Here is a 14630-nt window from a genome sequence, read left to right as displayed (position 1 = left end):
TGGCAATCACCGCTTCGGTAAGATTAATCGGCACTGAAACAACCACCATACCGGCATCTGCCAGCAGCTCGTCGGCACGGTCCCAGTCCTGGCTGCCCAGTTTACGCACTTCATAGCCCGACAACTCAAACAGCCGGCAAAACAGGCCACCAAGCTGGCCATAGCCGCCGACAACCACTACCGGGCGTAAATCCGGCTTCAGACACTTAAAGCCAGAATCATTTTCACTGGCATAAGACTCACGCATGGTACGGCGTAAAATATCTTCAATAAGGTCAGGTGGAACACCCTTGCTTTCTGCTTCCTGACGGCGTGAAGCCAGCATGGCTGCTTCACGATCCGGCGCATAGATCGGCAGGCCATGCTGGCTTTTAACATGACCTACTTCTTCGACCAATGCCAGACGGCGAGCAAGCAGCTCGACCATCTGCTGATCAACATCATCGATTTGATCTCGTAATTTACTTAATTCGGCAACCATGATTTTGCGATCCGTATAAATTCTGTATTTGTTCCGCCACTGCTCCCCAACAACTATCCAGAGACAAGTAACCGGTACAGAACTAACTGTACCGGTTAATCTGCCTAAATTGCTGGTTGAGCACTCCCTTAAACAACCCCGTCGCTACCGATTAGTTTCGCTCGGCCAAAAACGGCACCAACTCTTGATGAGTATGACGAAGCAATGTTTCCGTTGTCTCCCAGCTGATACAGGCATCGGTAATTGAAATACCATAGGCCATTTCATCACGCGACAAGTCTGCACTCTGGTTGCCCTCGTTCAGATGGCTTTCCAACATAAGGCCAATAATTGATTGGTTGCCTTCGCGGATTTGGTGGATCACATCTTCGGCCACCAGCGGCTGACGACGGTAGTCTTTTCTGGAGTTGGCGTGGCTACAGTCTATCATCAAGGACGGAGAAAGGCCTGATGCTGCCATCTCGTTTTCACATTCCGTCACTGAAACAGAATCATAGTTGGTCTGCTTGCCGCCACGTAGGATCACATGCCCATCCGGGTTGCCCTGAGTATTAAGCAAGGCCACCTGTCCCTCGCGGTTGATCCCCATAAAACGGTGACCCGATGCGGCAGCCTGCATAGCATTGATTGCTGTACCCAGGCTGCCGTCAGTACCGTTTTTAAACCCAACCGGCATCGACAGGCCACTGGCCATCTCGCGGTGAGTTTGTGACTCGGTAGTCCGGGCACCAATCGCCGCCCAGCTGAACAAATCCCCCAGATACTGAGGACTGATTGGATCCAGGGCCTCGGTGGCCAACGGGATCCCCATTTCCACCAGGTCGATCAATAGCTGACGGGCAATATGCAGACCTTCCTCGACTTCAAACGAACCGTCTAGATGCGGGTCATTGATCAACCCCTTCCAGCCAACGGTAGTACGTGGTTTTTCAAAATACACCCTCATCACAATATACAGCTGATCACTCAGCTCGTCTGACAACTGCTTAAGCTTTACGGCATAGCTTTTTGCCGCTTCGATATCGTGGATCGAGCACGGTCCGCACACCACCAGCAGGCGGTGATCGCGCTTATGGATAATATCGGCAATTGTCTGACGAGACTGACGCACGAAATCCAGCCCTGCATCACTGACAGACAGTTTGCTGCGCAGCTCTTTCGGCGTGATCAGGACAGATTCATCTTGAATATGGACATTATTCAACTGGTCTTTTTGCATATTGGCTTCCCTGTAATTTTAAAATATTCAAATTATTCTGATGAGGTTAAAACAGGATTGCCCTGCTACATGGCGTCACAATAGCAAGGGATTTCGCCCCTTGGCAACACCGTGTAAAGAAAAAACACCACTCGTAAAGAAAAATTTACAGTTAAGTGTTTTTGGCCATTGGCATCAAACCCAGTTACCATAATTGCAATGCCCACTCGCACTCCCTAATGGCAATGGAACTTATATTTTCTCTTCTTCAGCAGCTCAGCGTGTATCTGGTTATTGCATACCTGCTCAGCAAAACGCCGTTATTTATGCCAATCACCACGGTATCAGGACGGCTGTCGCAACGATTCTCGTGCTACGTTCTGTTTACCCTCTTTTGTATTTTAGGCACTTACTTCGGACTTCACATAGAAGATGCTATAGCCAATACCCGGGCAATCGGTGCAGTCATGGGTGGGTTGCTTGGTGGACCGGTGGTCGGTTTCGCCGTCGGCCTCACCGGCGGCATGCATCGCTACAGTATGGGCGGCTTTACCGATGTCGCCTGTGCGATCTCTACCACCGTTGAAGGCTTGATAGGTGGTTTAATGCACAGCTACTTTGTCCGCCGCGGGCAGAGTGACCAGATCTTTAGGCCCTTTACTGTATTTACCATCACACTGGTAGCCGAAATTATCCAGATGTTCATTATCCTGGTAGTCGCCGAACCGTTCGACAAAGCGCTTCACCTGGTCAGCGCCATCGCTTTGCCTATGGTCATCGCCAACTCCGTCGGTGCCGGCCTGTTTATGAGCATCATTCAGGATCGTAAAACCATCTACGAAAAATATTCTGCGGCCTTTTCCAGCCGGGCATTAAAGATCGCCCAGCGTTCCGTCGGGATCATGAGCCAGGGCTTTAACGAGGAGAGCACCAAGAAAATTGCCAAGATTGTGTATGAAGAAACCGGGGTCGGGGCTGTCGCCATCACCGACCGTGATAAGATTCTGGCCTTCATCGGGATCGGGGACGATCACCACCTGCCGGGCACGCCCATCTCTTCCGGCTATACCCGCCGGGCGATCGACGGCTGTGAGCTGGTCTATGCCGACGGTTACGATATCCCCTACTGCTGCTCGCTACACCAGAAGTGCAAACTCGGATCGGCACTGGTGATCCCGCTGGTCGGCGGCAACAACGAGGTACTGGGGACTATCAAGCTCTACGAACCGAAAAGAAAGCTGTTTTCGACCGTCAACCTCACCCTCGGTGAAGGGATTGCCAAACTGCTATCAAACCAGATCCTGACTGGCCGCTATGCCCAGCAGCAGGCCCTGCTTACCCAGGCCGAACTGCGTTTGCTGCAGGCACAAGTGAACCCTCACTTTCTATTTAATGCACTCAATACTATTAACTCTGTCGTCCGCCGAGATCCGGACAAGGCGCGCCAACTGATCCAGCATTTATCCCAGTTCTTCCGTCGCAACCTGAAGCAAAATATCGAAACGGTGACTCTCGAAGAAGAGCTCCAGCATGTCAATGCCTACCTCGAGATTGAACTGGCCCGCTTTTCTGACCGGCTCCAGGTAGATATCTGTGTCGCTCCGGAACTCATGAACATCAAGCTGCCGACTTTTACCCTGCAACCACTGGTAGAAAATGCCATAAAACACGGCACCTCTTCGCTACTGGATGATGGTAAAATAACGCTTCACGGATACTACGACAAAGCAAGCATCGTACTAGAAGTAGAGGATAACGCGGGAAGCTACGCACCGATCGGTGAAGAAAGCGGACTAGGGATGAAGATTGTGGACAAGCGCCTGAAAAACATGTTCGGCAAGCAATACGGGCTCACAATGTCCTACCAGCCCCACGAATGGACCCGGGCAACGATTACTATCCCTGCCGACGTCCAGCAGCATCCCCTCGCAAACGGAACAAATGGAGAAACGGCAACATGATCAAGGCACTCGTTATTGACGATGAACTATATGCGCGAGAAGAGCTCATCGACCTACTGCATGACACCGGTGAGGTCGAGGTCATCGACAGTTGCAATAACGCCATCGAAGGACTGAAGAAGATCAATACCCTCAAACCTGATGTCATTTTCCTGGATATCCAGATGCCGCAGATCACCGGTATCGAGATGCTCAGCATGCTTGATCCCGATACCATGCCCAAGGTAGTTTTTGTCACCGCCTATGATGAATATGCTCTCAAGGCGTTTGAAGACAATGCCTTTGATTATCTCCTCAAGCCGGTCGAAACATGTCGCCTGGCGAAAACCATCAAGCGGCTGAAAAAAGAATGTCAGGAGCAGGACTATTCACCGCTGGTCAACGAGATGCTAGAACTGATCCCGTGCACCGGTCACAATCGGATCCTGCTCATTGCTCCGGCTGATATTGAAATTGCCTATAGCGATCTCTCCGGGGTCCATATCGTGGCCAAAGACACCAAGGCTACCACCCAGCTAACGCTCAAAGTGCTGGAGGAAAAAACGCCACTAATCCGCTGCCACCGCCAGTACCTGATCCATCCGCAAGCGATCCGCGAAATCAAGTTACTGGAAAATGGCCTGGCAGAAATTACCACCCAGCTCGGCCATCAGGTACCGGTCAGCCGCCGCTACCTCAAAGAGCTAAAGGACCGATTCGGTCTCAGCTAAGGCCGACTCTCGCTGATCCTTGTCAACTAACAAGGATCAGTGACCAGTTACACCGTCAAACGCCATACTACAGTCGAATCCCTACTGCCGAACACCCCGCCATTAGCACAAGCAAGGTGGCAGCGACAATTATCTTCTTCAGCATCATACGCCCCTTCGATAACAGTTCTTGATTTACAATAGGTTAAAATACTTAACCTGCACTGAACCCTCTATGCCAACGACAGATATGCCTCGCAAAGATACAAAAGATCTCATCGAACCACTGATTACTGCCTAAAACCACTTAGTCAACTCATCGACCGCTTACCCCGCCATAGAACCACTCACTGGTTTATCGCGTGCATCTGTTTCCCGGCGCTTTAACATGGCAATCAATAAAAGAAGTTTTGCGAGTGTTTTGCCGAGGGTGTAATGGCGCGATAGTCGCAAAGCTAGAAACTGGAAGTCCAATCTTAAAAGAGAGACAAGAGTATGACCTGGTTCCTGATGTGCGTAGCAGCGCTAGTAGGTGGCTACTTTATCTACGGTGCGTTTATCGAAAAAGTTTTTGGCGTTAACGAAAAACGTCAAACCCCTGCCTATACCAAGCAAGACGGCGTTGACTATGTGCCGATGTCAAACAAGAAGGTGTATCTGGTACAGCTACTGAACATTGCCGGTGTCGGCCCGATCTTCGGTCCGATCATGGGTGCCCTTTACGGCCCGGCGGCGATGCTGTGGATTGTTCTGGGCTGTATCTTCGCCGGTGCCGTGCACGACTACTTCTCCGGTATGTTGTCTGTGCGCAACGGCGGTGCCTCGGTACCGACGATTACAGGCCGCTACCTGGGTAATGGTGCAAAACACTTTATGAACATTTTTGCCATTATTCTGCTGCTGCTGGTTGGTGTGGTCTTCGTATCGGCTCCTGCCGGGATGATCACCAACCTGGTCAACGAACAAACCGGTATGGGCATGTCGATGACGACGATGGTGGTTATCATCTTCGCCTACTACATCATTGCAACCATTGTACCGGTTGATAAGATCATCGGCCGTTTCTACCCACTATTCGGTGCCTTGCTGATCTTCATGTCGGTTGGCCTTATCACGGCGATTGCCTTCTCGAGCGAGCACTCGCTGCTGGGTGACTACGAGATGAGCCAGATGTTTACCAACATGAACCCGAATAACCTGCCGCTATGGCCAGCCCTGTTCATCACCATTGCCTGTGGTGCTATCTCCGGCTTCCACGCAACCCAGTCGCCGCTAATGGCCCGTTGTATGGAAAACGAGAAAAACGGTCGCTTTGTATTCTACGGTGCGATGATTGGTGAAGGTGTTATCGCCCTGATTTGGTGTGCTCTGGCTCTGTCATTCTTCGGTTCGGTTGACGCACTGAAAGAAGCGGTTACCAACGGCGGTCCGGGTAATGTGGTATACAGCTCTTCAATTGGTCTGTTGGGTGTCTTCGGCGGTATCGTTGCCTTCCTGGGCGTGGTTATCCTGCCTATCACTTCAGGTGATACCGCTTTCCGCTCTAGCCGTCTTATCCTGGCTGAGTACTTCAACATGGAACAGAAGACACTGCGCAACCGTCTGCTAATGGCCATCCCGCTGTTCGTTATCGGTGGTATCCTGACTCAAGTTGACTTCGGTATTATCTGGCGCTACTTCGGCTTTGCCAACCAGAGCACAGCAGTAATGATGCTATGGACTGCCTCGGCCTACCTGCTTCGCCACAACAAGCTACACTGGGTTACCACTGTACCGGCTGTATTCATGACCACGGTATGTATTACCTTCATCCTGAACAATAGCCAGCTTGGCTTTGGTCTGCCGATGACCGTATCAACCATCGCCGGTGTAGTTGGTGCCCTCAGCATCGCAGGCTATGTTATCAAGCGTTCAAAAGGCAAAGGTGAAACTGACCTGGCTGACGAAGAAGAAGCAAAAGGCAAGCTCGAGACAGCTTAACAACCTCCTCTTCGGCCCCGCTATTACGAAACCAGCCATCCGGCTGGTTTCTTTTTATCTGGTACAAGTGGCCCCGCTCCCCCCCACATCACTGTCGTCCTGATATTTCACAGCAACACCTTTTTCAGTCGATGCCAGCCAGCATCAGCTTTTCATACAATGAAGCAATTTCGGTCTCCTGTAAGGACAGCGAGACAGCGAGACAGCGAGACAGCGAGACAGCGAGACAGCGAGACAGCGAGACAGCGAGACAGCGAGACAGCGAGACAGCGAGAACAATAGCTGGAGCAACCCAAATGGGCTATGACAATTATATTCACTCTGGTAAAGCTACAGAGGTTATGGGGTAGCGATATAAAAAAAGCCCACCTTACGGTGGGCTTTTTCAATAAACGTCTTACGTTTAAGATTACTTGCGAGCAAGCTTCTCTTTGATACGTGCTGCTTTACCAGAACGCTCACGTAGGTAGTACAGTTTGGCACGACGTACTAGACCACGACGCTTAACAGTAATGCTGTCAACTAGTGGAGAGTGTGTCTGGAATGCACGCTCAACACCTTCACCGTTCGAGATTTTACGAACTGTGAATGCAGAATGTAGACCACGGTTACGCTTAGCGATAACAACGCCTTCGAACGCCTGTAGACGCTCACGGTCACCTTCTTTTACTTTAACCTGAACAACAACAGTGTCGCCCGGTGCAAAAGTAGGTAGGTCTTGTTTTAGTTGCTCGTCTTCGAGCTGCTTGATGATGTTACTCATTGGTATACCCTAGAATAAACTGATACTAAATTAATTAATTGCTTGCTTTATATTCGCGTATAAATTCCGCGAGCAAGAATTCCTGATCGTCAGTCAGAGCTAGGTTTTCCAGGAGCTCTGGTCTTCTCAGCCAGGTTCGGCCCAGCGATTGTTTCAACCGCCAGCGGCTAATGTCCTTATGGTTGCCAGACAACAAGACCTTAGGGACTTCCTGCCCGTCCAACAATTCAGGACGCGTATAATGCGGACAATCTAGCAAGCCATTGGCAAAAGAATCTTCTTCTGCAGACGCAAAGTCACCCAGTACACCCGGTACAAACCGGACTACTGCATCAACTAGCGTCATGGCAGGCAGCTCGCCCCCAGTCAGCACAAAATCCCCGATAGACCATTCTTCGTCTACCTCTTGCTGGATAATGCGCTCATCCACCCCTTCATAGCGGCCACAGATCAGAATCAAATTCTCATTCTGTGCCAACTCCTCAACACCCGCTTGATCAAGCTTACGGCCCTGAGGCGAAAGGTAGATGACTTTAGCCTGGCCTTCAACAGACTGCTTGGCAGCATGGATAGCATCGCGCAAAGGCTGTACCATCATCAGCATGCCAGGTCCGCCACCATAAGGTCGATCATCAACCGTACGGTGTTTGTCATGGGTAAAATCACGGGGATTCCATGTTTCTACCGACAAAAGGCCTTTTTTTACCGCCTGGCCTGTCACCCCAAAATTGGTAATGGCATTAAACATGTCAGGAAACAGGCTAATTATGCCTACCTTCATTTGTTCACCTATTACCGGGGATTAAAATCCAGGATCCCAGTCAACTTCGATCCGCTGAGCAGTGCGATCAATCGACTTGATGACCTGCTCATCGAGGAACGGAATTAGTCGTTCCTTCTGTCCAAAAGCATCTTTCAGGTTAGCCTTAACCACCAGGACATCGTTTGAACCTGTTTCCAGGATGTCTGTGACTTTACCCAGGTCGTAACCTTCGGTTGTTACCACAGTCATACCAAACAATTCGCGCCAGTAGAATTCTTCATCTGACAGCGCCGGTAGTTTATCGGCCTGTATAGCGACTTCTGCGTTAGTAAACATTTGAGCGTCCTCACGAACGTTCAGGCCTTCTAACTTTGCCACCATACCCTGACCATGACGTTTCCACGATTCAACGCGGAACTCTTTCCATTCACCCTTAACTTTCACAAGCCAAGGCTGATAGGAAAAAATGCTTTCGGAATCTTCTGTGTAGGAAAAAACTTTGAGCCAACCCTTGATACCGTAGGAGGCACCTAGTTTACCGACAACAATGTAGTCTTGGTTATTTGAACTCATCGCTTCTTTGCTACCAGACATGCTAATTAAGCCGCTTTAGCAGCGTCTTTGATTAGCTTAGCTGCGCGGTCAGACACAGTTGCGCCTAGACCAACCCAGTGGTTAACACGGTCAAGGTCTAGACGTAGACGCTCTTCCTGACCCTTAGCTAGCGGGTTGAAGAAACCAATTTTTTCGATGTTACGACCGTCGCGTGCACAGCGAGAATCAGCAACAACGATTTGATAAAATGGACGCTTCTTAGCGCCGTGACGTGCCAAACGAATGGTTACCATATCGTCCTCTTTGCATTACTGTAAATTAAAGTGGCCCCGCTTGAAATAAACGGGGCCCGTGCCAAATTAAGCTCGGGAATTTTACTCTTTAAACTGACGAATGCAACCGCTTTAGCTACTTTTTCACCAGTTAAGGAAAAATAACCCGGCCTTATAGTCGTTAACTATCGACCTGGGAACATGCCGCCACCCGGCATCATGCCTTTCATATTGCGCATCATGTTCTTCATTCCGCCCTTCTGCATCTTCTTCATCATCTTCTGCATCTGGGTAAACTGCTTAAGCAGACGGTTAACATCCTGCACCTGGGTACCTGAACCCATGGCGATACGCTTCTTGCGCGAACCCTTGATGATTTCAGGACGCTCACGCTCTTTCGGCGTCATTGAGTTAATGATAGCTTCCATCTGGACGAACATCTTGTCGTCGACCTGATCTTTAACATTGTCAGGCAGCTGGGACATACCCGGCAGCTTGTCCATCATGCCCATCATGCCACCCATGTTTTTCATCTGCTGCAGCTGGCCGCGGAAGTCTTCCAGGTCAAAGCCTTTTTTCTCTTTGAATTTCTTCGCAAGCTTCTCGGCTTTTTCCTTATCGACATTACGCTCAAGATCTTCGATCAGAGAGAGAACGTCACCCATACCCAAAATACGCGAGGCAACACGATCAGGGTGGAAAGGTTCCAGTGCGTCGGTTTTTTCACCCACACCCAGGAACTTGATTGGCTTACCGGTAATATGACGTACCGACAACGCCGCACCGCCACGGGCATCACCGTCGACCTTAGTCAGGATCACACCGGTCAGTGGCAAGGCCTCGTCAAATGCCTTGGCCGTGTTGGCCGCATCCTGACCGGTCATGGCGTCAACCACAAACAGGGTTTCGACCGGATTAATGGTTTGATGGACGTCTTTGATCTCGCCCATCATTTCTTCATCGACATGCAGACGACCGGCGGTATCGACAATCACCACGTCGTAGAACTTCAGCTTACCGTGATCCAGTGCGGCCTTGGCAATATCGACCGGCTTCTGATCCGGTGATGACGGGAAGAAATCAATGCCAATGTCGCTAGCCAGGGTTTCCAGCTGTTTGATCGCCGCCGGGCGATAGACATCGGCAGAAACAACCAGAACCTTCTTCTTCTGGCGCTCTTTTAATAATTTACCCAGTTTACCGACACTGGTGGTTTTACCTGCACCCTGCAGGCCTGCCATCAAGATGACTGCTGGCGGCTGGCATGACAGGTCGAGGTCTTCGTTGGACTCGCCCATCACCACTTCAAGTTCGGCCTGAACTATCTTGATGAACTCCTGGCCCGGCGTCAGGCTTTTCGATACCTCGGTACCGACAGCGCGCTCTTTGACACGCTTGACAAAGTCACGGACAACAGGAAGCGCAACATCGGCTTCGAGTAACGCCATACGTACTTCACGCAGCGTATCTTTGATGTTGTCGTCCGTCAGGCGGCCGCGGCCGCTGACATTCTTAAGCGTTCGCGATAAACGCTCCGATAAATTTTCGAACATGTGCTACTCGCTCGTTACGCAACAAAATCTGAGAGATCTGGCTAGTATACCGCATTACCTTGCCTGCTTTCATGCTATCGCGGCCACTTTAGGCCCAGTTCTCTATCGAACTGCGTCATGTCCCACAGATTCAGGTAGGCATTACATTGGCGGCGAGACATTGAGCAAGGTATAATTGCTGATTCTAACCATCTTAAATAGCTAAGTTTACTATGGATATGTTGATAGCCTTAATGGCTGCTTGCTTATATTTCCTAGCCCTCGGGCTAGTCGTGCCAGGACTTACAAACAGTAATGGTATTAAAACCAAACCAGTGTTCCTGTGTGCGCTGGCAGCTATTGCCCTGCATATCCTGCTATTAAAAGACTTAATTCATGGCGGTCCGGGCCAGAATTTAAGTATTTTGAATGTAGCATCTTTAATCAGTCTGATTATTTCACTGCTGACCACGCTGGCAATGCTGCGGATACGGGTTTGGTTTCTGCTGCCTGTAGTCTACAGCTTCGCGGCGATTAACCTCTCCGCGGCTACCCTGCTTCCGGGCACCTTTATCACCCATCTGGAAGCACACCCACAGGTGCTGCTGCATATTTCGCTGGCTCTGTTTTCGTATTCAACACTGATGATTGCCACCCTGTATGCTATTCAGCTGGCCTGGCTGGATCACAAACTGAAAAATAAGAAAAGCCTGCTTATTAACCCTAATATCCCCCCTTTAATGATGGTCGAGAGACAACTTTTCAAGATCATTCTGGTCGGAAACTCACTACTGACCGTCACTCTGATCACCGGATTTGTCTTTATTCAGGATATGCTGGCGCAGGGGAAACTCCATAAAGCCGTCCTGTCATTGCTGGCCTGGGTGGTATACAGCGTCTTGCTATGGGGACACTATCAACTCGGATGGCGAGGACGCCGGGTAGTATGGTTTAGCCTGGTAGGCGCCTTCCTGCTCACGCTGGCTTATTTCGGCAGCCGCTTCGTCAAAGAGATCATCATTGGGGCATAAGAAATGCCCCTTTTATTGCCATGCTAACATTGACACCTACCCAGTCAGGGTACAAAGTACTTGTAACAGAAACGTTAAGGAAATAGTTTTTTGGACGACATATCCACGGGAGTCTTATTCTCCCTCCTGATATTACTACTCGTCATTTCCGGATACTTCTCCGGTTCTGAAACCGGCATGATGGCACTCAACCGCTATAAGCTGAGACATCTTGCCAACCAGGGACACAGGGGAGCCAAGCGGGTTGAAAAACTGCTTTCGCGACCCGACCGCCTGATCGGTCTTATTCTGATCGGCAACAACCTCGTCAACATTCTCGCGTCGGCGATTGCGACCATTCTCGGCATGCGCCTGTACGGCGATTTAGGTGTCGCCATTGCGACCGGTGCCCTGACCCTGGTCGTGCTGGTCTTTGCCGAGGTCACCCCGAAGACCCTTGCCGCCCTCTATCCGGAGCGCGTCTCCTACACCAGCAGCATCGTACTGAATATTTTGATGAAGCTGCTGTACCCGCTGGTCTGGTTCGTCAACGGCATAACCAATGGTTTCCTGATGCTGCTGGGGCTCAGGGTCGACAACATGAACGACTCTAAACTCAGTTCAGATGAACTGCGGACCGTGGTGAACGAAGCCGGCGGGCTTATCCCCCGCCGTCACCAGGATATGCTGCTGTCTATCTTAGACCTGGAAAACGTCACGGTCGAAGATCTGATGGTGCCGCGCAGCGATATCGCCGCCATCAACATCAACGATGACTGGAAGTCGATTGTCCGCCAGCTGAGCCATTCAGCACATGGCCGGATCGTGCTATATCGCGACACTATTGACGAAGTCGTCGGGATGCTACGAGTACGCGAGGCGTACCGGCTAATGATGGATAAAAACGACTTCAGCAAAGCGAACCTGCTGCGTGCCGCCGACGAAGTGTACTTTATTCCGGAGGGCACCCCGCTCAATATTCAGTTGCTGAAATTCCAGCGCAACAAAGAGCGTATTGGCCTCATTGTCGATGAATACGGCGACATTCAGGGACTGATCACCCTCGAAGATATTCTTGAGGAGATAGTCGGCGAATTTACCACCTCGATCACCCCGACCCTGGCAGAAGAGATCACCCCACAGGCAGATGGCAGCCTGATGATAGAAGGCAGTGCCAATATCCGGGATCTCAACAAGAGCCTGAACTGGAACCTGCCAACCGATGGGCCGCGTACCCTCAACGGCCTGATCCTGGAGCACCTGGAGGATATCCCGGACAGTCAGCTCAGTATCAAAGTCGGCGGCCACCAAATGGAAATCATCGAGGTCTCCGAGAATATGATCAAACTGGTCAAAGTCCTGCCGACTCCGCTCCAGAAAACAGGCTAGAGCGACTCTAGCCAACAATAACGTTTAGAGACAACAAAGCCGGCATTCGCCGGCTTTATTCTTTTCAATGCGCACAGGCTGTATGCTGTTACTTCACACTCAGCTCGTTGAGCATGGCTTCCGGCAGCGCCAGATCATCATTCTTATTGACATCAATGCCCTGCTCAAGAATAGATTTGGCAATCTGCTTGGCATCATCCAGTGAGTGCATGCTGTAGGTACCGCACTGGTACTCGTTCAGCTCAGGGATCTTATCCTGAGACTCCACCTTCAGCACATCTTCCATGGCTGCCGTCCAGCTCGCCGCCACTTCCTGCTCGCTGGGGGTACCAATCAAGCTCATATAAAAACCAGTACGACAACCCATCGGTGAAATATCGATGATCTCGACAGTGTCGGAATTAAGGTGGTTACGCATAAAGCCCGCGTACAAGTGCTCAAGGGTATGGATACCACGCTCGCTCAGGATATCTGCATTGGGGCGACAGAAGCGCAAATCAAAAACAGTGATGGTGTCCCCTTTCGGAGTCTGCATCGTTTTGGCTACACGCACTGCCGGTGCATGCATGCGAGTGTGGTCAACAGTAAAACTATCTAATAATGGCATTACATCCTTCTCCTTTGCCAAGTCTTCTCACTAGATTAATCATAGCTCAGCCGCTGACACAATCAGCGCCGGCTAAAACGGCCACCAGCTACGGTTATCTTCCAATTCCTGCCGGCACTGCTTGAGTTGCCAGCCATAATCCTTCGCCTGCTGCTCAACCTTGCGCGATATTTTTATCAGGGTCGGCTTGGAGCGATAGGTGCCGCGGCTATAGCCACCGCGTCCGTCATGGTAGGCCAGGTACTGATTGTAGGCATCCCACTTGGATATTCCCAGCTGCCGCTGGGTTTCATAGGTATACCAGCCAACAAACATCATCGAGTCAGCAAAGTCGGTACGCGAGCCGCCATTGCCCGTTGCCTTCTGGTAGTCCTCCCAGGCAGGATCCTGAGCCTGAGCGTAACCATAGGCGCTGCTGACCCGGCCCCAGGGAATAAACCCCAGGACATAATCCTTCGGTGGGCGGGCATCATGACGGAAACTACTTTCCTGCTTGATAAACGCCATCGCGACATGCATCGGTGTTCCCCACTCCTCCTGCATATCAAGCCCCGCTTCATACCAATCCGGCTTTTCGCGGAAAATATTGCACAGGTTAGACTGATCTTTGGGAGGGGGCGTCGCGCAGCCAGCCAGCGTGACGGCCAGGCCTGAACACAGTATCAAACGGGAAACAAAGCGCATTTTTTCATCCAAGTTGGAACCAAACGACAGATTAACGGTCAGAACCTATGACTGACAGCCGTGCTGTCATCATCCCTGCGAAATTATATTACCGGGCAGCAAGGTAGCTGCCCATTTTTTTATCTCAAATTTAGACCGACCTAACCCCTATTTCAGGTCGGCAAAGTAATCATCCAGAAAATCATCAAATGACAAAGTGTCACTTTGTTCTATCTCTGTCTGCCTACTATTCGATGCTTCAACTTCCTGCTCAAACTCATGCTGCGAATAGAACGCAAAGTCACGCTCTTTTATTGCACTAGCATGGGCATTAGCCAAATCCATTCCAACCCGGCCAATGCCTTTCTGTTGTTTGATTTGATTCAGCAACTGGGCAGACAACGTCAGCTCGGGATCGTCAATCCAGGTTTTCAGTCGCAGGATAGTCTGCTGGTAGCTGTCATTTCCGGCAGCGGCGTCCATCGCCTGGGCGACCTGCTCAAGCTCGGCAAACACACGCTGGCCCCACTCCTGAACAGTCAGGCGTTCGCCGTTACAGCCAATCTTGAGCAGCAACTCAGGGTTACGGCCATCAAGCACCACACGGTTCCAGTTATCGCGCCAGCATTCCAGTTCGGCATCATCCATCTGATCCGACGGCGACAACACAGCCCAGGTCAGGAACAAGTCCAGGAAGCGTACCTGGTCTGCTGTTATTCCAATCGGGCTGAACGGGTTCACATCCAGCGAGCGCACTTCAATGTACT

General features: G+C 50.8%; 14 protein-coding genes and 1 pseudogene. 5 read left to right on the top strand and 10 right to left on the bottom strand.

Annotated elements, in window-relative coordinates:
• Nucleotides 1–481 (bottom strand): chorismate mutase (tyrA, locus tag MHN01_RS05370; RefSeq protein WP_239410374.1); only part of this gene is annotated, 481 nt, incomplete at its 3' end.
• Nucleotides 482–632: 151 nt separating this feature from the next.
• Nucleotides 633–1700: a 3-deoxy-7-phosphoheptulonate synthase gene (locus MHN01_RS05365; RefSeq protein ID WP_239410373.1), complete on the bottom strand. Its 1068-nt coding sequence runs from the start codon at nucleotides 1698–1700 to the stop codon at nucleotides 633–635.
• Nucleotides 1701–1924: 224 nt separating this feature from the next.
• Between MHN01_RS05365 and MHN01_RS05360 the strand changes: the two genes are divergently transcribed.
• From MHN01_RS05360 to MHN01_RS05350, 3 genes are all read left to right on the top strand, one after another.
• Nucleotides 1925–3640, top strand: coding sequence for a sensor histidine kinase (locus MHN01_RS05360; RefSeq protein WP_239410372.1), 1716 nt, complete (start codon nucleotides 1925–1927; stop codon nucleotides 3638–3640).
• Nucleotides 3637–4350, top strand: coding sequence for a two-component system response regulator BtsR (gene btsR, locus MHN01_RS05355; RefSeq protein WP_239410371.1), 714 nt, complete (start codon nucleotides 3637–3639; stop codon nucleotides 4348–4350). The genes MHN01_RS05360 and btsR overlap by 4 nt, the downstream gene beginning before the upstream one ends.
• A gap of 474 nt (nucleotides 4351–4824) precedes the next feature.
• Nucleotides 4825–6309 (top strand): carbon starvation protein A, encoded by a 1485-nt coding sequence (locus MHN01_RS05350; RefSeq protein ID WP_239410370.1) that lies wholly within the window; start codon nucleotides 4825–4827, stop codon nucleotides 6307–6309.
• A gap of 409 nt (nucleotides 6310–6718) precedes the next feature.
• On the opposite strand, the gene rplS is transcribed toward MHN01_RS05350, so the two are convergent.
• From rplS to ffh, 5 genes are all read right to left on the bottom strand, one after another.
• Entirely contained in the window at nucleotides 6719–7072 is a 354-nt protein-coding gene (gene rplS, locus MHN01_RS05345) for a 50S ribosomal protein L19 (RefSeq protein ID WP_075763066.1), read from the bottom strand.
• Between the two features lie 34 nt (nucleotides 7073–7106).
• A complete protein-coding gene (gene trmD / locus MHN01_RS05340) occupies nucleotides 7107–7853 on the bottom strand; it encodes a tRNA (guanosine(37)-N1)-methyltransferase TrmD (protein WP_239410369.1) in 747 nt (248 codons plus the stop codon).
• 21 nt (nucleotides 7854–7874) lie between these two features.
• Nucleotides 7875–8435 (bottom strand): ribosome maturation factor RimM, encoded by a 561-nt coding sequence (gene rimM / locus MHN01_RS05335; RefSeq protein WP_239410375.1) that lies wholly within the window; start codon nucleotides 8433–8435, stop codon nucleotides 7875–7877.
• Nucleotides 8435–8683 carry a 30S ribosomal protein S16 gene (gene rpsP, locus MHN01_RS05330; RefSeq protein WP_075763068.1) on the bottom strand — a complete coding sequence of 83 codons (249 nt, stop codon included), beginning with the start codon at nucleotides 8681–8683 and terminating at the stop codon, nucleotides 8435–8437. Before rpsP ends, rimM begins: the two co-directional genes overlap by 1 nt.
• A 164-nt stretch (nucleotides 8684–8847) precedes the next feature.
• Nucleotides 8848–10215: a signal recognition particle protein gene (gene ffh, locus MHN01_RS05325; RefSeq protein ID WP_239410368.1), complete on the bottom strand. Its 1368-nt coding sequence runs from the start codon at nucleotides 10213–10215 to the stop codon at nucleotides 8848–8850.
• Between the two features lie 212 nt (nucleotides 10216–10427).
• Between ffh and MHN01_RS05320 the strand changes: the two genes are divergently transcribed.
• Both MHN01_RS05320 and MHN01_RS05315 read left to right on the top strand, forming a co-directional pair.
• Nucleotides 10428–11225, top strand: a complete 798-nt coding sequence (locus MHN01_RS05320; RefSeq protein WP_239410367.1) for an inner membrane protein YpjD — start codon at nucleotides 10428–10430, stop codon at nucleotides 11223–11225.
• Nucleotides 11226–11315: 90 nt separating this feature from the next.
• Nucleotides 11316–12593 (top strand): HlyC/CorC family transporter, encoded by a 1278-nt coding sequence (locus tag MHN01_RS05315; RefSeq protein ID WP_239410366.1) that lies wholly within the window; start codon nucleotides 11316–11318, stop codon nucleotides 12591–12593.
• Nucleotides 12594–12681: 88 nt separating this feature from the next.
• On the opposite strand, the gene luxS is transcribed toward MHN01_RS05315, so the two are convergent.
• From luxS to MHN01_RS05300, 3 genes and pseudogenes are all read right to left on the bottom strand, one after another.
• Complete coding sequence (gene luxS, locus MHN01_RS05310) at nucleotides 12682–13200, bottom strand: S-ribosylhomocysteine lyase (protein ID WP_239410365.1); 519 nt, start codon at nucleotides 13198–13200, stop codon at nucleotides 12682–12684.
• Nucleotides 13201–13272: 72 nt separating this feature from the next.
• On the bottom strand, nucleotides 13273–13884 hold the full coding sequence (locus MHN01_RS05305; RefSeq protein WP_239410364.1) for a hypothetical protein: 612 nt from the start codon (nucleotides 13882–13884) through the stop codon (nucleotides 13273–13275).
• 147 nt (nucleotides 13885–14031) lie between these two features.
• A pseudogene (locus MHN01_RS05300) lies at nucleotides 14032–14630 on the bottom strand (glutamate--cysteine ligase); the annotation flags it as partial.

This window comes from Photobacterium sp. OFAV2-7 (assembly GCF_022347985.1).
Classification (GTDB): domain Bacteria; phylum Pseudomonadota; class Gammaproteobacteria; order Enterobacterales; family Vibrionaceae; genus Photobacterium.
This window is presented reverse-complemented; position numbering and strand designations above follow the sequence as displayed.